The sequence below is a fragment of the Clostridium pasteurianum genome, assembly GCF_001705235.1.
GTDB lineage: Bacteria > Bacillota > Clostridia > Clostridiales > Clostridiaceae > Clostridium_S > Clostridium_S pasteurianum_A.
In genome coordinates, this window is sequence record NZ_MCGV01000001.1 from 3,106,438 (window position 1) to 3,132,656 (window position 26,219).

The 26,219-nt window shown below is 29.7% G+C and carries 28 protein-coding genes and 2 riboswitches; of the genes, 17 read left to right on the forward strand and 11 right to left on the reverse strand.

Annotated elements, in window-relative coordinates; translation table 11 throughout:
• Position 1 precedes the first annotated feature (1 nt).
• Complete coding sequence (gene nudC / locus BEE63_RS13930; RefSeq protein WP_066021964.1) at positions 2–814, forward strand: NAD(+) diphosphatase; 813 nt, start codon at positions 2–4, stop codon at positions 812–814.
• Positions 815–942: 128 nt separating this feature from the next.
• Positions 943–1,587, forward strand: a complete 645-nt coding sequence (locus BEE63_RS13935; protein WP_066021965.1) for an HD domain-containing protein — start codon at positions 943–945, stop codon at positions 1,585–1,587.
• 126 nt (positions 1,588–1,713) lie between these two features.
• On the opposite strand, the gene BEE63_RS21745 is transcribed toward BEE63_RS13935, so the two are convergent.
• From BEE63_RS21745 to BEE63_RS13960, 6 genes are all read right to left on the reverse strand, one after another.
• Positions 1,714–1,851, reverse strand: coding sequence for a hypothetical protein (locus BEE63_RS21745; protein ID WP_157797114.1), 138 nt, complete (start codon positions 1,849–1,851; stop codon positions 1,714–1,716).
• A gap of 281 nt (positions 1,852–2,132) precedes the next feature.
• The gene (locus BEE63_RS13940) at positions 2,133–2,534 is read right to left on the reverse strand and encodes a hypothetical protein (RefSeq protein WP_066021966.1); all 402 of its coding nucleotides are present in this window, start codon (positions 2,532–2,534) and stop codon (positions 2,133–2,135) included.
• Positions 2,535–2,647: 113 nt separating this feature from the next.
• Positions 2,648–3,280: an energy-coupled thiamine transporter ThiT gene (thiT, locus tag BEE63_RS13945; RefSeq protein WP_066021967.1), complete on the reverse strand. Its 633-nt coding sequence runs from the start codon at positions 3,278–3,280 to the stop codon at positions 2,648–2,650.
• A gap of 84 nt (positions 3,281–3,364) precedes the next feature.
• Positions 3,365–3,472, reverse strand: a riboswitch (TPP riboswitch).
• A gap of 153 nt (positions 3,473–3,625) precedes the next feature.
• The gene (gene folK / locus BEE63_RS13950) at positions 3,626–4,453 is read right to left on the reverse strand and encodes a 2-amino-4-hydroxy-6-hydroxymethyldihydropteridine diphosphokinase (protein ID WP_066021968.1); all 828 of its coding nucleotides are present in this window, start codon (positions 4,451–4,453) and stop codon (positions 3,626–3,628) included.
• 4 nt (positions 4,454–4,457) lie between these two features.
• On the reverse strand, positions 4,458–5,264 hold the full coding sequence (gene folP / locus BEE63_RS13955; protein ID WP_066021969.1) for a dihydropteroate synthase: 807 nt from the start codon (positions 5,262–5,264) through the stop codon (positions 4,458–4,460).
• A gap of 10 nt (positions 5,265–5,274) precedes the next feature.
• A complete protein-coding gene (locus BEE63_RS13960; protein WP_066021970.1) occupies positions 5,275–5,760 on the reverse strand; it encodes an HD domain-containing protein in 486 nt (161 codons plus the stop codon).
• Positions 5,761–6,013: 253 nt separating this feature from the next.
• Between BEE63_RS13960 and BEE63_RS13965 the strand changes: the two genes are divergently transcribed.
• The 9 genes from BEE63_RS13965 to BEE63_RS14005 all read left to right on the forward strand — a co-directional run bounded on the left by BEE63_RS13965 (position 6,014) and on the right by BEE63_RS14005 (position 13,412).
• Positions 6,014–6,523, forward strand: a complete 510-nt coding sequence (locus BEE63_RS13965) for an AAA family ATPase (RefSeq protein WP_066021971.1) — start codon at positions 6,014–6,016, stop codon at positions 6,521–6,523.
• A 54-nt stretch (positions 6,524–6,577) separates the two neighbouring features.
• Positions 6,578–6,683, forward strand: a riboswitch (TPP riboswitch).
• Positions 6,684–6,838: 155 nt separating this feature from the next.
• A complete protein-coding gene (thiS, locus tag BEE63_RS13970) occupies positions 6,839–7,033 on the forward strand; it encodes a sulfur carrier protein ThiS (protein WP_066021972.1) in 195 nt (64 codons plus the stop codon).
• Between the two features lie 3 nt (positions 7,034–7,036).
• Complete coding sequence (gene thiF, locus BEE63_RS13975; protein ID WP_066021973.1) at positions 7,037–7,837, forward strand: sulfur carrier protein ThiS adenylyltransferase ThiF; 801 nt, start codon at positions 7,037–7,039, stop codon at positions 7,835–7,837.
• A gap of 2 nt (positions 7,838–7,839) precedes the next feature.
• Entirely contained in the window at positions 7,840–8,607 is a 768-nt protein-coding gene (locus BEE63_RS13980; RefSeq protein WP_066021974.1) for a thiazole synthase, read from the forward strand.
• Positions 8,608–8,618: 11 nt separating this feature from the next.
• Entirely contained in the window at positions 8,619–9,725 is a 1,107-nt protein-coding gene (thiH, locus tag BEE63_RS13985; protein ID WP_066021975.1) for a 2-iminoacetate synthase ThiH, read from the forward strand.
• Entirely contained in the window at positions 9,722–10,309 is a 588-nt protein-coding gene (locus tag BEE63_RS13990; RefSeq protein WP_066021976.1) for a thiamine phosphate synthase, read from the forward strand. The genes thiH and BEE63_RS13990 overlap by 4 nt, the downstream gene beginning before the upstream one ends.
• A gap of 140 nt (positions 10,310–10,449) precedes the next feature.
• Positions 10,450–11,205, forward strand: a complete 756-nt coding sequence (locus BEE63_RS13995) for a DUF2971 domain-containing protein (RefSeq protein ID WP_066021977.1) — start codon at positions 10,450–10,452, stop codon at positions 11,203–11,205.
• Between the two features lie 324 nt (positions 11,206–11,529).
• Positions 11,530–12,510 (forward strand): type I phosphomannose isomerase catalytic subunit, encoded by a 981-nt coding sequence (locus BEE63_RS14000; protein WP_066021978.1) that lies wholly within the window; start codon positions 11,530–11,532, stop codon positions 12,508–12,510.
• Positions 12,511–12,593: 83 nt separating this feature from the next.
• Complete coding sequence (locus BEE63_RS14005) at positions 12,594–13,412, forward strand: alpha/beta hydrolase (protein WP_066021979.1); 819 nt, start codon at positions 12,594–12,596, stop codon at positions 13,410–13,412.
• A 325-nt stretch (positions 13,413–13,737) separates the two neighbouring features.
• Here BEE63_RS14005 and panD read toward each other — a convergent pair whose 3' ends face one another.
• Genes panD through panB form a run of 3 tightly spaced genes read right to left on the reverse strand, consistent with a single transcriptional unit; the run spans position 13,738 to position 15,787 of the window.
• The gene (panD, locus tag BEE63_RS14010; protein WP_066021980.1) at positions 13,738–14,091 is read right to left on the reverse strand and encodes an aspartate 1-decarboxylase; all 354 of its coding nucleotides are present in this window, start codon (positions 14,089–14,091) and stop codon (positions 13,738–13,740) included.
• Between the two features lie 2 nt (positions 14,092–14,093).
• On the reverse strand, positions 14,094–14,948 hold the full coding sequence (panC, locus tag BEE63_RS14015) for a pantoate--beta-alanine ligase (RefSeq protein ID WP_066021981.1): 855 nt from the start codon (positions 14,946–14,948) through the stop codon (positions 14,094–14,096).
• Positions 14,949–14,953: 5 nt separating this feature from the next.
• Positions 14,954–15,787 (reverse strand): 3-methyl-2-oxobutanoate hydroxymethyltransferase, encoded by an 834-nt coding sequence (gene panB, locus BEE63_RS14020; RefSeq protein ID WP_066021982.1) that lies wholly within the window; start codon positions 15,785–15,787, stop codon positions 14,954–14,956.
• A 370-nt stretch (positions 15,788–16,157) separates the two neighbouring features.
• Between panB and BEE63_RS14025 the strand changes: the two genes are divergently transcribed.
• Entirely contained in the window at positions 16,158–17,531 is a 1,374-nt protein-coding gene (locus BEE63_RS14025; protein ID WP_066021983.1) for a radical SAM protein, read from the forward strand.
• Positions 17,532–17,756: 225 nt separating this feature from the next.
• Positions 17,757–19,049: an ABC transporter substrate-binding protein gene (locus tag BEE63_RS14030; RefSeq protein ID WP_066021984.1), complete on the forward strand. Its 1,293-nt coding sequence runs from the start codon at positions 17,757–17,759 to the stop codon at positions 19,047–19,049.
• A 660-nt stretch (positions 19,050–19,709) separates the two neighbouring features.
• On the opposite strand, the gene BEE63_RS14035 is transcribed toward BEE63_RS14030, so the two are convergent.
• A complete protein-coding gene (locus BEE63_RS14035) occupies positions 19,710–20,834 on the reverse strand; it encodes a glycosyltransferase family 4 protein (RefSeq protein WP_066021985.1) in 1,125 nt (374 codons plus the stop codon).
• A 163-nt stretch (positions 20,835–20,997) separates the two neighbouring features.
• Between BEE63_RS14035 and BEE63_RS14040 the strand changes: the two genes are divergently transcribed.
• From BEE63_RS14040 to BEE63_RS14050, 3 genes are read left to right on the forward strand one after another with little or no spacing between them, the layout of a single operon-like run.
• Positions 20,998–22,005 (forward strand): CotS family spore coat protein, encoded by a 1,008-nt coding sequence (locus BEE63_RS14040; RefSeq protein WP_066021986.1) that lies wholly within the window; start codon positions 20,998–21,000, stop codon positions 22,003–22,005.
• 14 nt (positions 22,006–22,019) lie between these two features.
• Entirely contained in the window at positions 22,020–22,775 is a 756-nt protein-coding gene (locus BEE63_RS14045) for a spore coat protein (protein WP_066021987.1), read from the forward strand.
• Positions 22,776–22,786: 11 nt separating this feature from the next.
• Positions 22,787–23,821, forward strand: coding sequence for a CotS family spore coat protein (locus tag BEE63_RS14050; RefSeq protein WP_066021988.1), 1,035 nt, complete (start codon positions 22,787–22,789; stop codon positions 23,819–23,821).
• A gap of 73 nt (positions 23,822–23,894) precedes the next feature.
• Here BEE63_RS14050 and BEE63_RS14055 read toward each other — a convergent pair whose 3' ends face one another.
• Positions 23,895–25,025, reverse strand: a complete 1,131-nt coding sequence (locus BEE63_RS14055) for a glycosyltransferase family 4 protein (protein ID WP_066021989.1) — start codon at positions 25,023–25,025, stop codon at positions 23,895–23,897.
• Positions 25,026–25,209: 184 nt separating this feature from the next.
• On the opposite strand from BEE63_RS14055, the gene BEE63_RS14060 reads away from it, so the two are divergent.
• The gene (locus tag BEE63_RS14060) at positions 25,210–26,211 is read left to right on the forward strand and encodes a CotS family spore coat protein (protein WP_066021990.1); all 1,002 of its coding nucleotides are present in this window, start codon (positions 25,210–25,212) and stop codon (positions 26,209–26,211) included.
• Positions 26,212–26,219 lie beyond the last annotated feature (8 nt).

Consider the following 26,219-nt stretch of genomic DNA (forward strand, 5'->3'; position numbering starts at 1 on the left):
TATGAGTGATTTTAAAATATTGCCAGGAGTATTTAAAAATAGTGAAGATAGAGATTTGTGTTTTGCATTTGTTAGAGGAAACTTAATTGTTAAAAAAGCAGGAGAGAATTTAAGTGTTCCCAGATTTAGTGAAATTAAAAAAATGAATATCAAATATGAAAATGAGTTCTTTTTGGGGGAATATGAATCAGAAAACTGCTTTGTAGTTGAAATGTCTCCTAATATTGAAATCGCAGAAGAATTTAAGCTATTGACATTACGTGAAGTTGGCGTATTAATGGAAAAAGAGATGTTTTTAATAGCAGGAAGAGCAAGTGAAATATTAAATTGGAATAGGAATAATAAATATTGCGGCAGATGTGGAAGTGAAATGGAAAACAAAAAAGATGAAATGGCTAAAATTTGCCCAAATTGTGGTAATATAATGTATCCCGTAATATGTCCGGCTATAATAGTTGCAATTACAAAAGGGGACAAGATATTACTTGCTCATAACAGCAGTTTTAAAAATAATATGTACGGTTTAATTGCTGGTTTTGTGGAAGCTGGTGAAAGTCTTGAACATGCAGTGAAAAGAGAAATATTTGAAGAAGTTAATATAAAAGTTAATAACATAAGATATTATTCTAGTTCACCATGGCCATTTCCTAATTCCTTAATGCTTGGTTTCTTTGCAGAATATGATTCGGGGAAACTTAAGGTTGATGGAAGTGAAATAGTAGATGCGGATTGGTTTACAAAAGATGAATTGCCTAATATACCTAAAAAATTTAGTCTTGCGCGAAAATTAATTGATGAGTTTGTAAAATATTAAATCTAATATTGATATCTATATTTATAAAAAGTAGAGGTAATTATTGATTAGTACAATATATATACATCTATACGCTTAAAATAATGGTAATGAAATTTTATTATTATTTGTGGATGGGAGATATGATTATGGATGAAGAATTATTTAAAAAGGCATTAGAGTATATTAAAGAAAAGTTTGAGAATGATTATAGTGGACATGATTATTATCATAGTATAAGGGTATATAATTTAGCAACTTGTATTTGTAAAAATGAAAGGGCAGATTTAGAAATAGTCCAGCTATCAGCTTTATTACATGATGTTGATGATTATAAATTATTTGGCGGAAATGTTGGTGATTACTCAAATGCAAAAATTTTTTTGAGAAATAATAAAATATCAGAAACCGAAATAAAGGCTATATGTGATATAATTTCATCAATATCTTTTAAAGGTACAGATACTAAAGTTCCTAAAAGTAAAGAAGGAAAAATAGTACAGGATGCTGATAGATTAGATGCAATTGGTGCAATAGGTATTGCCAGGGCATTTGCGTATGGTGGTAATAAAAGTAGAATTATGCACATACCTAATGAAAAGCCGCATTATAATATGAACTTTGAGCAGTATTCAAAATATAAAGGAACTACTATAAATCATTTTTATGAGAAGCTTTTAAAATTAAAGGATTTAATGAATACTGAAACTGCAAAAAATATGGCTGAAGCTAGGCATAAATATATGGAAAGTTTTTTAATGGAATTTTTTAATGAATGGGATGGAATAAAGTAGATTACAGAATAGTGAATCTATAAAATCTAAATAAGTCTTTAAACTGAAAAAAAACATCATACATTATATTTGCGATGTATATAAAGAAATTATAAAAAAGACTACATAGAGTTTATTTTCATAAATCTATGCAGCCTTTTTGTCAGTTAAACTTTTCTCATCTTTTAAGCTTAGTTCATATTCTCTTAAAAGATTTGGACTAAGAGCAAATCCGAGTATCATTAGATGATCCTTACTAAATAATTTTTTTATAAAATCCGTCATTTTAACACCTCCATATAAATTAAATATTATTCAATTTCCTTACATGCTTATAATATATCAATTTAACCTATAATGCAAAATAGAAATCGTTTTATTTTGTTAATGAACAGTTAATAAGATGTAAACAAATTGTAAATACAACAAGAAAACTATTGAAACCGCTTACGTAAACGTATATAATATATTGTTTAAAAAATAACAAGCTAATATAATTTCTTAATTTAATTATAAAAAAATGGTCTAAATTTATTTGAGCAAACAATTTAGACTATTTTTTATAATTATTTATTTAACAATTCTTTTTTACCAGAGTCTGTTTCTTGACCTTTTGGAAAAAATTGACGTAAAGCTTCGGATATACTAGTTTCCTGATTTTGAGTTATTGTTCCATCTTTAACTAAATTACTTAAAGGATTAGTACTTTGTTTAGTGCTTTGAGCATTTTTTATAAAAGCAGTTAAAATTTTATCTGATTGAGTTTGATTTATAAGACCTTTATTAACAAATTCTTTAAGTTGTGCTTGAATTTTAGCTTTCATTTGACTAATATTTGGTTTCTTTGCCTTAGCAGACACATTTTTTTTAGTGGGTGTACCACCAGTAGTTGTGCTGCTGCATCCAGCAAGTAAACTTAGAGATAAACTTGCAGCAAGTATTAATATACTGATTTTTTTGAGTTTCACTTTTAAAGCCTCCCCATTAAATAACCTTATGTAACAATTATATTACATAATGGGTTTGCTAAAGTAATTTAACAACATTGTTAATAAATGTTTTACAAATTTTGAGCAAATTTTTAGTTGCCAGAATTAACAATACGATAAAGCCTTTTTAATGGGATTATGCCTATTATTATAAGACAGATAATACAGTCGATTGATAAAAATGAACCATTGTATATTATGGAATACATAAGAGGAGTTTGACCCTTTGGAACATCACTTGCAAAGAAAACTACTCCAGAAATGACGTGAAATATAAATCGCATGAAAACTGCAATTATTGTTCCTAGTATTTTTTTGTTTTTAAAGTATCCGGCTGCTCCAAGTGCCATGTATGGGAGAGGATAGTCAAAGAGTACTTGAACTGGATGAAGTATATATGGTTCTAAAATAAGATCAATTATACCAAACAAGAATCCAGTTAAAAATCCAACCTCTGGTCCATAGAAGAATGCAATTAAAAGGATCGGTACCATACTTCCTAAAGTTACACTTCCACCTTGAGGCAGTCTGTATATTTTAAAAAAGCTAAGGACAGTTGATAGTGCAAGGACTATTCCTATTTGTGCAACTAATTTTGTGGTGAACTTTATCTTGTTGATTTTTAGAATAACAATTATAATAATTAAAATTCCTACTAGGGCGGCTATGGCAGATGGGTGCTTTAATATTTCTGACATGCTTTTTGAAAAAGAAAATTTACTCATAAAAAAACCTCCATAATTTTTGTGTGCTTATGGGGTTTAATACTCATAAAAAAACTGTAATCAACATGGATTACAGCTAATGCTCTAAAATTCATATTGCTTCCCTACGCTGGTATTATCCAGATCAGGTTAAGGGTTAACACTAACAAAACAGTATTGTTTCTCAGCCCAAAGGCACCCCTAGCACACATATTTGTTTTTATCTAAGTTATTTTGTAAGAAATATACTAAATTGTAGTAAGTTATATACAATCTATAATTTCTCATAAATTATTATAATATATAGTACAAAGAATGGCAAGCTGTGTGAAAAAATTACTTGCCATTCTTTGTACTATATATGATTTATAAAGTTTGAATTTTAGATAAATTGTTCTTTATATCGATGATTCTTTTATTTAGTAAAGGATGAATTAAATAAGGATTTATTTCACATAAAGGTGTTAAGACAAAAAGTCTTTCAGTCATTCTTGGATGTGGAATAATATAGTCTTTGTTACTTGTAACTAAATTATCATAAAGTAATATATCTATATCAATAGTGCGTGGACCCCAGTGTATTTTTCTTTCACGTTTTAGTTTTTTTTCTGTCTCAAGGAAAAAATTCATCAGTTCATCTGGAGACATAAAGGTTTCTATTTTAGCAGCACAGTTTAAAAAATTATCCTGTTCTAAGTAACCAACAGGTCTTGTGTGATAAAAATTTGAAACTTTATTTATGCGGCAGTTAGAATTTTCATTTATTAATTTTAATGCAGTACTCAAATTTTGAGTTTTATCTCCCATGTTAGAACCAAGTCCTATATATGCTGTGTGCCAGGTTCTTTCTATTTCAACAGAAACATATTTTAAATGCTTTTTTAGTGGAGCCCAAGGCTTTTTTAAGATTACTTTTACGGTTTTTACAGCATTGTAGTTTAATAAAACAAATTCTGCTATTTTTTCTGCGGCAGTTTCTATAAGATCAAATTTTTCTTTCGTAAATTCTTTTTCGATTTTTTCTGAAAGTTCAGCGTAATTTACAGTTTCATTTAAATTTCTTGATAATGCTGGTTTTCTTAAATCTAAATAAAGATAGACAGAAAGTAAAAATTTTTGTCCTAATTCTTTTTCCTCACCTAATACACCATGATTTGCAAATATTTCAAGGTCTTCTATAGTTATTTTATCCATTAGATCATCTCCTTACTACTGCGTCAGCAATCATGCAAGCTCTTTTGTTTTCCAAAACATCATGAACTCTTACGAAGTCACAGCCTTTAGTTATACCTAGTACTGAAGTTGCAATTGTACCTTCAACTCGTTTATCTGAAGGTAGATCTAAAATATTACCTATCATTGATTTTCTTGAAGTTCCTAAAAGAATAGGATAGTTTAAACTTTTTAATTTTTCTAGATTGTTCATCAAAAGAAGATTTTGATCAAAAGTTTTTGCAAAGCCTATACCCGGATCTATAATTATATTTTCTGCTTTTACTCCTGCATTTAAAGCTATATCAATGCTTTCTTTTAAATCATTTAACACATCTTTTATAAAGTTATTATATTTAGTATTAGTTCTATTGTGCATTAAACAGCATGGAACATTATATTTTGCAGCAACTTTAGCTATGTATGGATCTTTCTTAAAACCCCAAACATCGTTTATTAGATGTGCACCGGATTTTATGGCAAGTTCTGCAACCTTTCCCTTATATGTATCAATGGAAATTGGAATGTCAAAATTTCTTGATAAAGTTTCGATTATAGGGATAACTCTTTTAATTTCCTCTTCCTCTGATACAGGAGTGCTATTGGGTCTTGTGGATTCTCCACCTACGTCGATTATATCTACACCGTCATTTACCATTTCAAGGACATGTTCCATTGATTTTTGTATAGTATTAAATTTATTTCCGTCAGAGAAGGAATCAGGGGTAACATTTAAAATTCCCATTATGTAAGTTCTTTTTCCAATTATAAAATGTTTGTTTCCTATTTTCATATTACTACTCCTAATATACTATGTTTAAATTTTTTTTATGGTGATTCCAATTGCATTCATCGTGGGCTTTGCAATTAAAGCAATTTCTTGAAAGTTTGTCGCTTTTATAAAGTATATAACTTAGGCTTGATGCATTGTTTGATTCTCTATGATTTTTTATAGCTTCGGTTATTATGACAATCTCATTTGGTCTAAAGTTGCAGTCTTTTAAAATATCAATTGATAGTTTAAAACTTGCCTCACTGTGAGAAATTCCTAATTCATATTGCTGCCATCTTCCTATATCATGGAGAAGTGCAGAAGCGTAAATTATATCTTTTTTTATATCAAGTTTTCTTTCAAGAACAATTATGTATGCAATTCTTGCCACATCTAAAGAATGTTCTAGGTTATGTACACAAAATTTTCTTTGCTTTTCGTACTCGGAATTTTTAGATAAATATTTTTTGAAACTATTGTGGTTTAATATTAAATTTATTCTGTTGTTTTCTTCCATATAAAGCTCCTAAGGTAAAATATTTATCAACATTATATCATTAAAAATTAATATTAAGAATAGAATAATTAAATCTTCAAATAAAAGTTACAATCAAGGAACATTATGTAATTATAACCATGAAGTAAATTTTTATGCTTTTAGTAATTAACTTAAATTTTCTATATGTAAATTAACGTAACATTTTTAAATTGTAAAAGTTGAGCAGTTAGCTTTAAAATAATGTATAATTTATTATTGGGATGTGATTACAGTGAAGAAAAAATTAATAATAATAAACGGAACTATGGGAATAGGTAAAACGGCAGTATGTAAGCAGCTAAATAAAACTTTAAAGGATTCTGTCTGGCTTGATGGAGATTGGTGCTGGATGATTAATCCATTTACAGTTAATGAAGAAAACAAGAATATGGTTATGAATAATATAACTTATATGCTTAAAAGTTTTTTGAATAATTCTTCATTAAAATATGTTATATTCAATTGGGTAATTCATGAAGAAAGTATTTTTGACAGTATACTTGAACCCTTAAAAGATATTGAATTTAATTTAATTAAAATAACACTTACTTGTTCAGAGGAAACTTTAAAAAAGAGAATACAAAAGGATATTAAGGATGGTTTAAGGGATGAGACATGCCTTGAAAGAAGTATGAAACGATTAAAAATGTATGACAATATGGATACTGAAAAAATAGATACTGATGAACTTTCAATAGAAGAAATAGTGCAAAAAATAACGAACAAACTGAAGCAAAATTAAAATAATATTTGCATTTTTTGTTTCGTTGTGCTAAATTAAGAGTGTAAAAATTAAATAGCGTCACGGGGAGCCTGTGGACAGGCTGAGAGTGGAATGTGATTCCAGACCCTCATAACCTGATTTGGATAATGCCAACGTAGGGAGTTAATTACAGCATATTTGACATGTAATTCTGCGCAGAAGTTTATATGTTTTTAATATGAATAAGAAAGTTATGAGGGAAGCGATTTTGCTTCTCTTTTTTTTATCTCAAAGTCAAAATTTAAGATGTATTAAAAAATAATAAGTCCACTTAGTGGCTAAAGAGGTGATTTTATGATAGTAAATGGTAAAGAAATGAATTTTCAAGCTGGAATAACTGTTTATGACCTCTTAAATAAAATGAAAATTGAAAGTAGCCATGTAGTTGTAGAAGTAGATATGGATATAATAGACAAAAATGAATACAAAAATAAAAAGCTTTCAAGTTCATCAAAAGTAGAAATAATAAGATTTGTTGGTGGTGGCTAAAAAGTGAAAGTGTATGTAAATGAAAAGCTTAAATATATTGAAGATAACACTACACTTATGCAGCTTAAAAGCGAAATTAAAAAGAATGCAGATGTTATTGTCTATAATGGTTTCATAGTAAAGAAAGATATAAAGCTTAAAGAGCATGATAGCATTGTCTTTATAAAAAAGGGTGAAATCCCCAAAAAAGAGGAAATGGAAGCACAGCTTGTTTCTAGACATACACCAGAGGTTCATAACAGAGTTAAAAAAGTATCTGTTGGAATAGCCGGACTTGGAGGGCTTGGTTCAAATGCAGCTGTTTCACTTGCAAGAATTGGCATAGGAAGACTTTTGCTTGTGGATTTCGATGTGGTTGAGCCAAGTAATCTAAATCGGCAATATTATTTTGTGAAAAATGTTGGCATGAAAAAAACCAATGCATTAAAAGAAATAATAGGTGAAGTAAATCCTTTTGTTAAGATCGATACTTTGGATACATTTATAGATGAAAATAATGTACAGCATATCTTTAAAGATGTGGATATAATTGTTGAGGCTTTTGATAATCCGGTTTCAAAAGCGGTACTTATAAACACAGTACTAACTAAAATGAAGGATAAGAAAATTATTGGAGCATCAGGTATGGCGGGATATTTTTCAAGTAATACCATAGTTACAAGAAAAGTTAATGGCAATTTCTATCTTGTAGGTGATGGAGAAAATGAAGCTGCGCCGGGTTCTGGTCTCATGGCACCTAGAGTTACCATAGCGGCGAATCATGAGGCAAATGCAGTATTAAGAATGATAATGGAGGAGAGATAGATATGGATGAATTAAAAATAGGAGGAGTCAAGTTAGATAATAGACTTTTTGTGGGAACAGGAAAATTAGGTTCAAATGAAATTATTCCTAAGATTATGGAGAAATCACAAGCTAAGGTTATAACTGTTGCACTTAGAAGAGTAGACATAACTTCAGAGCAGGACAATATACTTAATTTTGTAAATAAGGATTTAATACTTCTTCCAAATACTTCAGGAGCCAGAAATGCAGAAGAAGCTATAAGACTTGCTAAAATTGCAAAGGCAGCTGGCTGTGGAAATTGGGTTAAGATAGAAGTTATTTCAGATAATAAATATTTGCTTCCAGATAACTATGAAACTATAAAAGCAACAGAAGCTTTAGTGAAAGAAGGATTTACAGTACTTCCTTACATAAATCCTGACCTTATGGATGCAAGAAGACTTGTTAATGTTGGGGCAGCAGCTGTTATGCCTCTTGGAGCACCAATTGGAACTAATAGGGGACTTAGAACTAAAGAAATGCTTAACATATTAATAGAGGAAATTAATGAAGTCCCAGTAGTTGTAGATGCAGGAATAGGAAAGCCATCAGATGCAGCAGAGGCTATGGAAATGGGAGCAGATGCAGTTCTTGTAAATACGGCTATAGCTTCAGCAGATGATCCCGTTCTTATGGCAGAAGCATTTTCTTTTGCAGTTAAGGCAGGAAGGCTTGCATACACTGCGAAGCTTGGAGCTCAAAAGAAATATGCCGCAGCATCATCTCCTCTTACAGGATTTTTACGATAGGAAGTGTTAAAATGAGTTTTTATGAAAAATTACAGGAATATAAGGATTTTGATTTTGACGATTTTTTCTCGAAGGTGACAGACAAGGATATAGAAAATATATTATGTAAGGACAGGCTTCATGAGCTTGATTTCTTAAAACTTTTGTCTCCAACAGCTGAAAAATATTTAGAACCAATGGCTCAAAAGGCAAGGCAGTTGTCCCTTGAGAATTTTGGAAAAACAGTAGTTTTGTATACTCCTATGTATATTGCAAATTACTGTGTTAATGGCTGTGCTTATTGTGGATATAATGTTAGAAATAAAATAAAGAGAAAGCAACTTACTATGGAAGAGATAGAAGAGGAAGCAAAAGCAATACATGCTTCAGGTATGAGAAATATTATAGTTTTAACAGGAGAGTCTAAAGTTAAAACACCTGTTTCATATATAGCAGATGCAATAAGACTTTTAAAGAAATATTTCAGCTCAATATGTATTGAAATATATCCTCTTGAGGTTAACGAATACAAAGAACTTGTAGATGCAGGGGCAGATAGTCTTACTATTTATCAAGAAACTTATAATGAAGAAAAATATTCAAAGGTTCATTTAAGCGGACCTAAGAGAAACTTTAAATTTAGGCTTAATGCACCAGAAAGAGTTTGCAAAGCAGGAATTCATTCCATAGGTACAGGTGCTCTTTTAGGTCTTTACAAATGGAGAAGTGAGGCATTTTTCACAGGACTTCATGCTGCTTACATTCAAGAAAAATTCCCGAGTGTTGAAATGTCTATGTCAGCTCCAAGAATAAGACCTCATGCAGGAAGTTTTAATGATATATATGATGTTAATGATAAAAATATTGTACAGGTTATACTTGCATACAAATTATTTCTTCCAAGGGCTGGGACTAATGTAACTACTCGTGAACCAAGAGAATTTAGAGATAAACTCATAGCAATAGGGGTTACTAAAATGTCTGCTGGTGTTTCCACAGAGGTTGGTGGACACAGCTCAAAGGACAAAGGTGAAGGACAATTTGATACCAACGATAAGAGAAGTGTCAAAGAAGTTTATGATAAGATAAAAGAATTGGGTTACAATCCTGTATTTAAGGATTTTCAAAGTACATTATGATATATGTAGTTACCAATAGAAAGCTTATAAAAAATGGGGATTTGTATAGTACAGTTTGTAAGATACTTGAATATGGGGTTAAGAACGTAATACTTAGAGAGAAGGATCTTGAGTATAACGAATTGTATGAAGTCGCCGGAGAAATGAAACTTATTGCAGACGAGTATGATGCAAATTTAATTGTCAATGGAAGCTTAAGAGCAGCTGAAGAGGTTAATGCATATGCTTATCATACAAGTTTTAGAAATTTTATAGAGAATGGCGGCAGTAAAAAGATAAAAAATGGAGTATCTGTTCACAGCCTTGGTGAGGCAGCGGAAGCTGAAAAAATGGGAGCGGATTACTTACTTTGTGGAAATGTATATGAAACAAATTGTAAGCCTGGATTAAAGGGGAGAGGGCTAGAATTTGTAAGTTCCATAGCAAGCTATATTTCTATACCTGAAATTGCCATTGGGGGTATAGGAGAGGAAAATATAGATGATGTCATGAAAGCTGGGGCAAGCGGAGCTGCTGTAATGTCATCCGCTATGGAAGATCCTATTGTGGTTAAAAAGTTAATGAATAAATTAGATAATAAGTAAAAAATAAAAATTCGCCAGCAAAAATATTTTTGTTCGCGAATTTTTATTATATATATAATTTTGAGTATATAAGATTTATACATTTGTTTTTAGAATCTGGCAAGAATAAAAGCATATGACGTTCTTAAGGAGAAGATAAAATGGAATGGATAGATAAATTTATTAAACTTCTTTTTTATGGTAGAAAGAAGGAAGCATATAAATTAAAATATGATAATTTTCCTAAAAAGCTTTATAAATATGAGATTATAGATGATAAAAGATTAGAGGCACTTAAAAATAATGAAATATGGTTTTCAAATCCAGATAAATTAAATGATCCTTTTGATTCTTATGGTGTATGCTTTGATAAAAATGCAGCAGATAAAAAAGATATAGAAGGTTATATTGAGGGACTTAGAGATAATATAAAAGTGTGCTGCTTTTCAGAAGAACTTAACAGTATGCCAATGTGGGCACATTATGCTGACAATCATACAGGTATTTGTATAGAATATGATTTTTCTAAGCTAAATTATGATGATAAGTTTTCAAAATACATTTTTCCTATAAGGTATAGGAGAGAAAAATATGATATAACAGAATTTTTGAGAAAAGTATTTGAGGAAAATGCTGAGGAGAGAATGTATTTGCTATTTTTTCTGATGCAGATAAAGCATTTGAGCTGGAGTTATGAAAAGGAATGGAGAATTATTTTAAAAGCTAAAGGAAATAAAAATGGTGGAATAGTTTGTCCTATAAAACCTGAAGGAATATATTTAGGACTCAACTGCACCGAAAAAAACAGGCAAAAAATAAAAGATACGGTTCTTACAAATATAAAGTGTCCAATATATGAAGTGGAAAAAACTGATAGCAAATTATTTGAATTTAAAACTAAAGCTATGCTAAAATAAGGAAGGAATTCCTACGTGCCTACGGAATTTTATCATAAATAACATTTTGGCGAAACTTACGATCCTTATTGTAATAATATATGATTTAAAGTTTATGTGCTTTTGTGTTAAAATAGATTCGAATGATGAGTTTTTTTATTTTAGATTTAACTTAAGCTTTTTTCATGATACTTTAAAGGTATCATTTTGAAATTGGTTTAAGTTGAGTTTTGAAGAAGAGAGCTTGCTATTTAAACCGTTTTCACAATAGAAAAAGGGAAGGAGGAGCTGACAAATTACTGTGAGAAATAAGTTTACAGTGATATTTGTACAGCGAAGAATATTATGTATCCATTAAAATTTCAACATTTATATTATGAAAAAATTTGGGGTGGAAGAAAGCTAGAGAAATTTAGAGATGATGTTCCAGATGGAAATATAGGCGAAAGCTGGGATGTGGCTTGTCATAAAAATGGAACAAGTATAGTTTCAAATGGGGAGTTTAAAGGAAAAAGACTTGATGATTTAGTAAAAGAAAAAGGCAGTGAAGTAATAGGTAGTAAAATAGGTAAAGACTGGTTTCCACTACTTATAAAAATTATAGATGCAAAGTCAGATCTTTCCGTTCAAGTACATCCAAATGATAAGTATGCAAAAGAAGTAGAAAATGAAATGGGTAAAACAGAAGTTTGGTATGTAATTCAGGCGGATGAAGGTGCAGCATTAGTAGTAGGAACTAAAGGTAAATGTACTAAAGATGAGCTTAAAGAAGCCATAGAGACAGGAAAACTTGATAAGTATATGAATAAAATACCTGTTAAAGCAGGGGATGTTTGCTTGGTAAGAAGCGGCATGATTCACGCTATATGTGGTGGAGTTTTAGTAACAGAAATACAGCAAAATAGTGACACAACTTATAGAGTTTATGATTATAATAGGGGAAGAGAACTTCATGTGAAAAAAGCTCTCGATGTTATAGATTTAAATCTAAAAGCTAAAAAGAGCAAGGGAATAAAACTTACTTATGAAGGCTATGAGAAAACGCATCTTTGCCTTGGAAAAGATTTTTCACTTGAACTTTATGATGTTTGTAGTGAATTTACTGAAAAAAGCGATGAAGAAAGATTTTATATATTCACCTGCGTTGATGGAACTGGAGAAATACTGTATGATGGGGGAACTGAAAAGATAGAGTTTGGAGAAAGTGTTCTTATTCCTGCATCACTTGGACAGTATACAGTGAAAGGAAAAGTTAAGCTTGTAAAAAGTTATGTGCCTGATGTAGATAAAGTAGAAAAAGAAATAATAAACGAAATAGCATATTAGAGTATATACAAAAAAATAACAAGTTAATTAAGGTACAGTTTTCTTAATTAGCTTGTTATTTTGATTTTTATAGGAGGTTTTCAATGATAAGCAAGAGTATTGATATATGGGAAGGATTAACTTATGAGGATTCTGGAAATTCAGGTTTCAGGCCTAAATTAAAAACATACATTCTTGATGGAGATAAAAAAAGGCCGGCAGTTCTAATTTTTCCTGGCGGAGGATATAATCATACTTCACTTAGAGAGGGTGAACCTATAGCTGTAAATTATAATGCTGCAGGATTTAGTAGTTTTGTACTTAATTATAGTGTTTATCCTAATAGATATCCACAGCCACTTTTAGATGCAGCAAGGGCCATTTCAATAATAAGACAAAATGCTGATGAGTGGAATATTGACAAAGGAAAAATTGCAGTTTGTGGATTTTCAGCAGGAGGACACTTAGCGGCGCTTCTCGGAGTATATTTTGATAAAGAAGTCTTACTTAATGTTAAGGGAATAAACAAAGAATTTATAAGACCTAACGCATTGATACTAGGATATCCCGTAATAACTTCAGGTGAGTTTGCACACAGAGGTTCTTTTGAATGTTTGCTTGGGGAAAATGCAGATGAGAAGTTACTCCATTATATGTCAGTTGAAAAACATGTATCTGAAAAGACACCCAAATCTTTTATATGGCATACTTTTTCTGATTCAACTGTTCCTGTCCAAAATTCGATTATGTACGCAGAAGCACTTAGAAAATATAATGTTTCCTTTGAGCTGCATATATATCCAGAGGGCAGGCACGGCATGGCTTTATGTACTAAGGAAACAGATAATGGTGGGCGTCTAAATCTTCATGCAGCTTCTTGGTTTAAGCTTAGCGTTGAATGGCTTGAAAACATATTTAAATAGTTACTTTGGGAGTAAAGCAATGAAAAAATTTTTGTATCTATAGAATTTTGAAAATAAAATTATTTAATCTTTAAATAAGTTAATATGTTATTTTTCGCAGGGAAGCGGAGAAAAACTTACCTTGCTTTTTTATTCTAAGTGAAGTAATAGTATTTTGGAAACGATTTAAATAAAATTCAATAAGTCTTATTCCAAATTATAAAAAGACTTAGAAATTTTAATTTGTTTGAGCAGCTTTTTAGCGAGTTACTAAAATTTCTTAGTCCTTTTATAATTTGGAGCTTAGACTTATGAGCTTTATTTAATGTTTCAAAATACTATTACTTCACACTTTGGTTATGACATTATCATCATCTACAAATACAACTTTAGGCTTTAATTCAGAGGCCTCATCAGAGGTTATAGTGCAGTAGCACATAATGATAATTTTGTCACCTACTTCTGCACATCTTGCAGCGGCACCATTTAAGCATATTATTCCGCTTCTGGGTTCACCTGCTATTACGTAAGTTGCAAATCTCTCACCATTATTAATGTTTGCAATTTCAACTTTTTCATATTCAAGTATTCTAGCTGCATCCATGAGAGTTTTATCTATAGTAATGCTTCCCACATAGTTTAAGTCAGCCTGCGTAACTACTGCTCTGTGTATTTTTGATTTTAACATATTTAAGTACATTTTTATTCCTCCAAATTTTTAAAGATAAAGTTGTCTATAAGTCTTATCTTTCCTATATAAACGGCAATAGCCACTAAAGCGGATTTTTCAATTTCGGGTATACTTTGGAGAGAAAGGATATTCACTATTTCTACATAATCTATTTTAGCAAGAGGTTCACTTTTAAGTGTAGATGATATGATTTTTTTTATTTCAGTGCAATTTCTTTCACCGGCTTCGATAGCATTTTTAGCTTTTTTAAGACTTTTATATAATATGACTGCTGCAGTCCTTTCTTTTTCTGAAAGATAAGTGTTTCTAGAACTTTTGGCAAGACCGTCCTTTTCACGCACTATAGGACATGCAATTATTTTAATATCAAAGTTTAAATCCCGTACCATTCTTCTTATTACAGCCACTTGTTGAGCATCCTTTTGACCGAAATAAGCCCTGTCTGGAGAAACTATGTTAAATAATTTAGAGACAACGGTGCATACTCCTCTGAAGTGACCTGGACGTCTAGCACCACAAAGTACATCCGTGATTTTTGAAGAATTAACAAAGGTTACAGCATCATCAAAGTACATTTCAGAAGCTTTAGGGTTAAATAAAATTGAAGCGTTAGCCTCCATGCAAACTTTTTCGTCCCTTTTTAAATCTCTAGGATAAACTGCAAGGTCTTCTTTAGGACCAAATTGAATTGGGTTTACAAAATCACTTACAACAACCCTGTCATTTTCCTTTGAAGCTCTTTCAATTAAGCTTTTATGGCCTTCATGTAAGTATCCCATGGTTGGAACAAGTCCTATGCTTAGACCTTCTTTCTTCCACTGCTTTATATATTTTTTAACTTCATTTATTGAATGCAAAGTTTCCATTTGATTTACTTCCCTTCTAAACTTTCTATAATTGTAGGATTGATTTTAAAAGAATGATCTTGGTCAGGAAAAAGACCTTCTTTTACTTCATATGAATAGCTGTTAAAAGCAATTTTCATAACTTTTTTAACATCTGCATATTTTTTTACAAACTTTGGCGTTATGTCATCATACATTCCCAGCATATCCTGATAAACTAAAATTTGACCATCACAGTACTTACCAGCTCCAATGCCTATAGTAGGTATTGTTATATTTTCAGTTATTAATTTTGAAAGTTTCCAAGGGATGCCCTCCAAGGTTACTGCAAATGCACCAGCCTCCTCTATTTTTTTAGCATCTTCAATTACTGTTTGTGCAGCAAGTTCACTTTTACCTTGAACTTTAAAACCTCCAAAGGCATTTACTGACTGAGGGGTTAATCCTATGTGGCCCATTACTGGAATCTGTGCCTTTACGATTTCTTTAATTTTGTCTGCTACTATAGCTCCACCTTCAAGCTTTACGGCGTTTGCGTTAGTTTCTTTAATTAATCTTCCAGCATTGTATACTGCATCATAGGTTGAAGTTTGATAAGACATGAAGGGCATGTCCGCAACTATTAGAGCATTTTTTGCACCTTTTGTTACAGCTTTTGTATGATGAATCATGTCATCCATTGTTACACTTAAGGTATTTTCATATCCAAGACACACCATACCAAGAGAATCGCCTACGAGAATTCCATTTATATTGCAGGAATCAATTATTTTTGCTGTGGAATAATCATAAGCTGTTAGCATTACTAATTTTTCTTTTTTTACTTTGGAATTTTTGAAAGTTTCGATGGTATTTTTCATTACAACTCTCCTTATAACTATTTTCTATAGTCTTCCTCATTAAAAAATGAAGAAACGGATGAATTGAGTATCACAAAAAAACACCCTTGTCTTTTTATTAGAAAGGAAATTTTAAATTGAAAAGTATGATAGTAATTATTGTCCCATTCTTGTTGATATGGGCAACTTTTCTGTATATATAATAAAAAAAACATAGGTGAAGTTCTAGTTAAATAGATACTCCCCATCACAAGTATTAAAATAACATAAATTTAAAATATTTACAAGGAAAAATTGTTTTTTAAAATATATGTGTTTTATTATGCATAATATTAAATATGAATACAATTAAATCCAAAAATATAGTTTTAAGGAAGGTGACGAATTAAGTATGATGAATTTTCTAGAAAAAGGCATTAAGGATTCTCTAGTAAAGGCTGTAGCAAAGATTATAGATAAAAATCCTGAAAAAAATATAGATAAAATTTTTGCAATATTAGATAAAACTATTAAGGATCCATATAGTAAGCCTGCTATTGAATCAATTTATAATTATTATAAAACAAATGAAACTATTCATGAATTTATACAAAATATATTGACCACGACGGATAAAAATTGTCTTAAAAAATTTTTTGCAAATTTTTTTGGAAATGCTATATGGTATGGTATGTCAAGAAGACAGAAATTTTTAGATAAAGAAGATACAAAGGTACCATTTGTTTTGCTTATAAGTCCATCGATGAGATGTACACTTAGATGTAAGGGATGCTATGCATCAAAATACAGTAAAAAGGATGACATAACAAAAGAGGAAATCGAAAGAATTGTAAAAGAGGCTAGAGATCTTGGAATATATTATGTAATAGTTCTAGGGGGAGAACCATTTATTAATGATTATATGCTGGACATATATGAAAAGTTTAATGATATGATTTTTACTCCTTTTACAAATGGTCAGCTTATAACTGAAGAAATTGCAGATAGGCTTAAAAAGTGTGGAAATGTAATACCAATGTTTTCGCTTGAAGGGTTTGCGAAGGAGACAGATGCTAGACGTGGAAAAGGTGTTTTTAAAAGAGTTATGGAATCTATGGATATGCTAAAAAAACGTGGTATGTTATTTGGAGTGTCTTCAGCTGTTTCGGGGAAAAATTTAAATACGGTAACTTCCGATGAGTTTATAGATATGCTCATAGATAAGGGTGCTAAAATGAGCTGGTATTTTATATATATGCCAGTTGGAGCAGGAGCAGATGTGAATTTTATGTTAAAGCCAGATGAAAGGTTGCTTTTAGGTAGAAGAGTAAGGAAAATACGAACTACGAAACCTTATTTTGCTATAGACTTCTTTAATGATGCGCCTTATGTTGGAGGATGCATAGCTGGAAAATATTATTGCCATATTAATTCAAAGGAAGATGTTGAGCCATGCATATTTTCACACTTTTCTACCTTTAACTTAAAGGGAAAACCGTTAATTGAGGCATTTAGGACTGATTTTTTTAAGGAGCTTAGAAGGCGACAACCATATAACGAAAATATGCTTAGACCTTGCATGATGATAGATAATACAAATGTAGTACGTGAAGTGGTTTCTAAGGTTAAGGCGCATCCCACAGAAGCTAGTGGAGAAAAGATGATAACGGATAAAAAGTTTATGGCGGATCTTGATAAACTAGCCAGCGATTTTAAGATTAAAGCTGATGAAGAATGGAAGAATGTATTTAATGGGAAAGGGAATGATATGATGTCTAAAGGGTAGCTAGTTAATTTTGAAATATATGTATAAGGTATGCTGTAGACTGTAATGAAATAAAATGTTATTATATTGTTTAGGTAACAATAATAGAGAAACCAAGACGAAACTTAATTTATATATGCTCCGCAAAATTGTCTTCTAGAGTGTTATATTACTTGTATAAATTAATTGTTTAGCTGGTTTCCCTAAAATGATTTCACATGTTTATAGAAATGAAGGGAAATGCATATGAAAAAGTTTTTTATAAGAATGTTAGCTTTAATTATGTGTGTTGGTGTTGTTTTTTATGCTTCCGCATGTGGTACTATAAAGAACAAAACGTCAGAGCAGAAAGTTAAGAAAGTTAACAATAAACCTGGAAATATAACTATATGGATAAATAGCAAAAATGAAAACATAATAAAAGATCAGATAAATATGTTTAATAAAAAGTATAATTACATAGCAGTAAATGCGGTTTTTATGAGTGAGGAAGATATAATAAAAAATTATGAAAATAATTATAAGAATAATGGTAAGCTTCCTGATGTTGTGGAAATCAGTGATTTAAATGCAGCTGAATTTGTTAATAAATATAAGCAAAAGCTTGTTAATGTATCATCAGACAGTGATATAAAAAATGATATGTTTTTATCAAATAAAATACATAATTTAACTCAAAACAGCAAGGTATATGGATATCCGTGGTATACAGAACCAGAATTTATGATTTACAGGTCAGATATACTAAAGCAGTTAAAGATAGATCCTGATGATATAAAGACATGGAAGGATTATAATGAAGTCGGAAATACAGTTAAGCAAAATGGTAAAAACTTAATGTATAGTTCTGATTTAGGAAATATTTATGATGTTTGTAACAGTGAACTAGGAGTAAATTTCTTAGATGACAACGATAAAGTAGATGTTAAGGATGAAAAATTTAAGGAATCAGCTAATTTTATCTTTGATATTATAAAGAATAATACTAATATAAGTATTACACCAGGTAAGGATATTCCTAAAGCTTTCAGTACAGGAGAGGTTGTATCTATGATCGTATCTCCTGAAGAAATGCTATATCTTCAAAATGATTATCCTGGGCTTAAGGGAAAGATTTGTGTAGAGAATTTACCAGCTTTTGAAGAGGGCGGAAACAATACAGCTTATAAAGATGGAGCTAATTTAATATTGTCCAGCAATGAAAAAACCAAATCATATGCTGAGCAATTTGCTAAGTTTGTTACAGGTAATGAAGAAGCTGTATATAATCAATTTTCTATTTATGCGCTTTGTTCTAGTAATTCCTCCGTTTATAATTATGATAAAATACATAAAAAAAATGATTATGTTGGCGGAAAGGATATATATAAAATGTACATGAATTCAGCTAAGCTATTTTCAGATATAAAATATTATAAAGATTACTCAGATATAAGAAATTATGTAATTAAAGAAATAGGAGATGAAGCAGCACAAAACAAAGGCATCGATGAAATAATAAGCAACATGCAAAAAGTCTTAAGTGATAAGTATAAGTAAAGGGAAACCATGTGAAACTTAATTTAGGCGTGTACCAAAATGCCAATCTCCAAGGCATTATGGTACACGCCTAAATTGATAGTTGAACTGGTTTCCCTAAAAGGGGGTAAAGGCATAGCAAAAAATTATAGACATAAAAAATGCCAATCTCCAAGGCATTATGGTACACGCCTAAATTATTAGTTGAACTGGTTTTCCTAAAAGGGAATTCCATAATTTGTTGACGAGCGGAGCAATGTCAAGCACTACTCACTTCAGCTGATGTAAAACAGATTAGATAACCGATTATAAATATACCATAATATTTTGATGCTAATATTTTTGAACATGCATAGTTTAAGTTTCGCTTGGCTTTCATTAGCTGAACCCAAACCTTTCAGCATCGTATTTTTGCGGATAAAAACCCAAACTAAGTTTCAAATTTTTTTAGTTATTGTAACAAGTCTCATTAAGTCAGCAAAATGAATTATAATCATATAAAAATATCCTGTTAAACGTTTACTAAAATACTAAAATGTGATACAATAAAAAATGCCGAAAATAAATTATATATTTATTTTATTTGCTCTATTTTACATAGGGAAAATTGAAGTAATAAAAGTGAGGTTAAATAAAAATCATTAAATTTTTATTTAACCTCACTTTTATTTAAGTAATTATTTAAGAAAATTTTTCATAGATTTTTTTGTATGCTTCTAATGTAAGTTTAGCAGTATTTTTCCAAGAAAACTTTTTGGCTTGAGTAAGTCCTTTTATGCTTAAATTTTCTTTTAAATTACTATCTTCAAGTATATTTATAATTGAGTTTTTTAGTTCATTAGTATTAAATGGATCTATAAGGATAGCAGCATCTCCTGCAATTTCTGGCATCGAGGAAATATTTGATGTTATTACAGGTACTTTGCAGCTCATTGCCTCAAGTACAGGAAGACCGAAACCTTCGTATAATGAAGGATAAACAAATATTTCACATGCATTATAGAAAACAGGCAGAAGTTTTTCTGAAATATAGCCTGTAAAAATAACATCATTTGATATCTCAAGTTTATGACATAAATCCTTTAAATTATTAAGTTCATCACGACAGGAACCAATTATTACAAGGTTGTGCTTTAAAGTTAATTTTTTATTTGCTTTAGAAAAGGCATGTATAAGTGTTTTGACATTTTTTCTATTACTGAAACCGCCTAGATAAAGAATAAAAGGTTTTTTAATATCATATTTTTTTGAAATGATTTTTTTACAATTTTCTTTGTTTAGTGGTTTATAGTTATAATTTGCGGCTAGTGGTGCTACATATACTTTGTCTGAATTAATTGGAAAGTATTTTAGAATATCTTTTTTAGAATATTCTGATACAGTTATAATTGCATCAGAATTTTCTATTATAAATGGCATATTTTTTAAAAATTTTAAAAGATAACTTCTACCCACCGTTTCAGGCATAATATATGGAATAAGGTCATGAACAGTAGAGACTTTTATGCAGGGTATATTTTCATTAAGACCTATGCCGTTTTGAGGAACGTGGTATATATCAATGTTATTTTTTAATATATTTTCAGGGAAGTAACAGTTTTCAAAAAAATTGTGATAACCCTTTGAAACGATATTTATCTTAGAATTTGTTCTTATGAAATTCTTATAATTACGCCCATACCAATATAGTGTATATGAATTTTTATCATCAATATTTAAAAGTTCTTTTACTAAATTTGAAGTATATGTCCCAATTCCAGTTCCTCCGTATAAATTTATTCCTCTGGCATCAATTGCTATGTTCATTTGCACATCTCCCATTACGCTTTATCCCTATAATATAGTATAGAAATAATAAATAAATGTGTGATAGATTATTGTCAGATTTTTAAAATTATCGTTATATCACATAGTTTAAGGCATTCTCATATAATAAATGTGTGAGATTAGGTTAAGTGGTGAAAATACTGTGAGTGATGTAGAAATTAATAAAATATTAAAAGAAAATTATGATATTAACGTAAACGAAGCAAAGAAAATAAAAAACGTTTACAAAATAGAAAGCGGTTCTGAAATTTATTGCCTTAAGTGTACACATTATGATTATGGTCATGTCTTGTTTATAGTTAATGCTATTGATCATCTTAGAAAAAATGGATTCACTAAGATACCCAAAATTATTCCTACAATTAGTAGAAAAGAAATTATAAAATTTCAAAATGGATATGCTTATCTTACAAACTGGATTGATTCAAGAGTATGCAATTTTGATAATCCAGTTGATTTAAAAATGGCAGCAGTTGCCCTTGCTAGTCTTCATAAAAGTAGCAGGAATTTTATTGTTACAAATGATATGAATCCTAGGATTGGATGGTTTAAGTGGCTAGAAACATTCAAGAGAAGAAAAGACGAAATACTAAATTTTCAAAAAATAATTTGTAGCAAAGAGAATAAAACGGAATTTGATAATTTATATATGAAGTTAATGAAGGAAGAAACTTTAAAAGCTGATAAATCAATAAATGATATAAAAAAATCACAGTATGTGGATAAAATGCAGAAGGAATACCGTTTAAAAGGATTTTGCCATCATGATTATGCACATCACAATATACTAATAGATAAAGAGGGAGAGGCAAATATTATTGATTTTGATTACTGTATTCTAGATACACATCTTCATGACTTATCAAGTCTTCTCATAAGAAGAATGAAAAATGGTTTTTGGGATATGCGTACGGCATTATTTATATTAAATGCTTATAATTCTATTTATGCCATTGAAAATAGTGATTTGCCTATCATGGCTGCGTTTATGGAATTTCCACAGGGTTACTGGCAGGTTGGACTTCAATACTATATAGAAAAGCAGCCATGGACAGAGGAGTTTTTTATGAGTAAATTGTATAAAATTTATAAGGATAAGGGTGAAAGACAGGAATTCTTAGATAAATTTATGTTACTCAAGTATTTATAAATAGAGGTGATATTATGGATACCGTAAGGAATGTTTCGTTTACAGATTATATACAAAATAAGGGAATAAAACTTTCAAAAAGCTTTCCATCTGTGGATAAAAAAAATATAAGTGCAAAAAAAATCACAGAACAAATTAATATAATAGCAGAGTTTCATTCTGTAGTTAAAAATTATAATGGTCTTGATGCGAAAACGATAAAAAATAAGACTGGAAAACTTATTGGAAGATATAAAATTCAAGTGAAAAATTTAAAAAAATATGCAGCAATAAAAGAAAAAAGTTCTAGCCTTAATACTTTTGAAAAATATTTTTTAAACACGTATAAGGATGTTGTCAAAAGATGTGAACAATGTTTAGAGTATATTAATGACGATGAATATTTTAATATTATAAAGAGAAGTATGAAAGATAGTGAAATATGTTTAGGAAACTGTTATTTCGACAATATATGGAAAGAAAAAAGCATATTTATAAGAGACTACAGTGATATATCTTTTAATATGGTTGAGATAGATGGAATAAGTTTTATAAATAAATTAAAATGTAGTAACTGTAATTTGAATTTTAAAGATATTATAGATGAATACATTTATGCAGAAGATATTAGTAGTGCAAGTAAGAATTTCATGATGGCACTTATATCGTATCCTAACGAATATATAAAATGTATTGAAAGATACAGACGAAATGGAAGTTATGAAACAGAGGAGAGATTTGCTAAAAGACTTGCTAAAGCAATAAAGAAAGATGGAGAGAGTATTATTTAGGAGGTAAACATATGCCGAGTTTAAGATCATATAGGGAAAAAGAGTTGGCGAGTTATAATTTGGATGTAGAGTTATTTAATCAATTTAATCTTTCTGTATATAGTGTAATGCCTCTTAGAAAAACATTTTTAATTTCTACGGATAAGGGTGATAAAATACTAAAAAAAGTAGATTATACTCTTGAGGAATTTCAATTTATTTTAGCTGCAGTGAATTATATAAAAAATGAAAATGGATTTAACGAAATTATGAATTTTAATAAGACGATAGATGGAAAAGAATACTATATAGACAATGGTGATTTATATTGTGTTATGGATATGATAGAGGGTAAAGAATGTGAATATAGTAACCCAATTGATTTAAGTGTAAGTGCATTTGGTTTAGGAAAACTTCATAGTGCTTCTGAGGGATTTAGGTACAGCGAACTTGAGTGTAAAAATATATGGGGTAAAATGATAAAGAGTTTTATAAGAAAAAAGGAAGAAATAGCTTTCTTGAAGAATATGGTGAAACTATATGAGAATTTAAATGAGTTTGATAATATTTTCCTTGAAAATGTAGATTATTATATAAAACAAATGGAGAAAAGCATTGATATTCTAGAGAAAAGCCAATATTATAAGTTGTGCAGCGAGGAGGATAAAATAGTACTGTGTCATCATGATTTAGCTCATCGAAATATAATTATAAAAGATGAAAAGGCATATTTTATAGATTTTGATTATGCAATAATAGATCTTAAAGTGCATGATCTTTGCAATATGATATCAAAAGCAGTAAAAGTATTTGATTACAGCATTAACAATTCAAAAATTATAATTTCAAATTACTTAAAATCCAATAGTCTTAATGCTAATGAATTTGAAGTACTGTTTGGAATGCTTAGTTTTCCTGAAGATTTTTATAATATGGCAAAGGTATATTATACTAAAAGAAAAGAATGGTCTGATGAAACATTTATAAGTAGGATGAATAAAAAGATTTGTAATGAAGAGAATAGGATAGAGTTTCTTACAGATTTTAAAAAGAATTTTAAGATTTGATTCCGCTATTGAAAGATGCTTGTAAAAATTGAATATAAATTAAAATAAGTGAAGATTATACTATTTTCTTCACTTATTTTAGTCTAAGTATATTTTTATAGGCATTAACAGTTGAAAGGGCTGTATTATTCCAGGTAAGTTTTTTTGAAAGTTCAAATCCCTTTTTAGAAAAAGCTTCTCTTATACATTTATCATTATACATAAGTTCCATGCAATCACTAAGCCTATTTATATCATATGGGTTTACCATAAGTGCAGAATTACAAAATAATTCATAAAGTGATGTTATATTAGAAGTAATTACAGGAAGCTTACAAGCCATAGCTTCAAGGGGAGGTAGTCCAAAACCTTCATAGAAAGATGGATAGACTAAAAATTCTGCAGCATTATATAAAAATGGCATATATTTTAGTGGCACAAAACCAGGAAATATAATATCTGACGATATATTTAATTTTTTTGCGATATCAATATAATTTTCATATGAGGGACCTTTTTTACCTGCTACTATGAGTTTTAATTTTGAAGTAGAGCTTCTTTTCATTTTGCTAAAAGCTTGTATTATACCTGAAATATTTTTTCTAGGGCTAAAACCTCCCACGTATAATATATAATCACAGTCTACTCCATATGCTTTTTTTATTATATTTTTTGAAAGATTTTTATCAATGGGTTTGTATATATTTTCAGCAGATAAATAAGTTACAAATATATTGTTTTTAGGATAATTAAAAAATGTTGATATATCACTTTTGGAAAAATTAGATACTGTTATAATTCCATCACAAAGAGGAATTATTTTAGGAAGTTCAGTTTGAAAAATTTGAAGATATTTTTTACTAACAGTTTCAGGCATTTTATATGGGATGATGTCATGAAGCGTTATAGTAAAACGGCAGCTTTTATAACTGGGAAGGCCGATGCCATTTTGAGGAACATGATACAATTCAGCTTCATCAGCGTTTATTGTATTTGCTCTAGTATTAACTTCATCCCAAAAGTCATTTCTTGTTGTGCAATTTATATTTTTTAATTTAAAATTATTTTTAAAATTTAAATTTAGATTTAGGGAACCTGGTAAAAAAATAGTATAATCGTTTATTTGATCAAGCTTGTTTATATGATTAATAAGTTGATAAGTATATGTCCCTATACCTGTGCCTCGATACCATTTGGCTGCCCTGCCGTCAATTCCTATTTTCATAAAATATCTCCATACAAAGTATTACACTATTTATTATATTCATGTGGATATTTTTGTTGCAAAGAAACATATATAGGGTAAAGGGTAAACCAAATTATTAATTAATGCGTAAGTCATATGAAATTTTCTCTTCTAAAAGCATATTATAGCACATATAAATTTAATGTATTGGAGGTGATTTTAAATGATGAGGGAATTTGAAATTGAGAGGCAGTTCAATATTAAAATTGAACATATTAAGCCTAATAAGGGCGTGTATTTTGTTAAGACAAACCAAGGTAACAAATGCCTCAAAAAAATAAATTATGGTGTGCAAAAATTATTATTTGTTTATGCTGCAAAAGAACACCTTATAAATAATGGTTTCAAATATGTAGATAAGTATTGTCTTAATACAGAAGAGAATCCCTATGCATTAGTAAATGAAGATATTTATACATTATCTGAATGGATAGATGGGAGAGAATGCAGTTTTTATGATACAGGTGATCTGGTTAAAGCATCAAAAACGCTTGCAGAAATGCATGAATGTTCAAAAGGATATGAGCCGCCAGAAAATAGTAAATTAAAAAGTGACCTTGGAAGATGGCCGCATCTTATGGAAAAGAGAATTAAAGCTTTAGATAAGATGAGAGATATGGCAAGAAAGAGAGGGAATAAGAAGGATTTTGATGTAAATTATATTAAAAATGAAGATTTTTTTAAAGAGCAAGGCATAAAATCTATGAATATACTTAAAAATTCAAAGTATGAGAATTTATGTGCAATAGCAGATGAAGAAAAGGGATTCTGCCATCACGATTATACTTATCATAATATAATAATAGATAATTCTGATAATGTATATGTTATAGATTTTGATTATTGTAAAAGAGAAGTAAGAGCTTATGATATTTCAAATTTTATGATAAAAGTACTTAAACGCTCTAATTGGAATATTAAAACAGCTGAACTTATTTTGGATTCTTATAATAGTGTATCGAAATTAAGTGAAGATGAATACGGTGTTATATATGCATTTTTAGTATTTCCACAAAGATTTTGGCGACTTGCTAATAGATATTATTACAATGAGGTAAATTGGGGGCAAAACACTTTTAATAATAAAATGGAGGAACTTATTGAGGAGAGAGAAAAATACATTAAGTTCATCGATGAATTTAAAGAAGTTTATAATCCCCATTAGTAAATGTA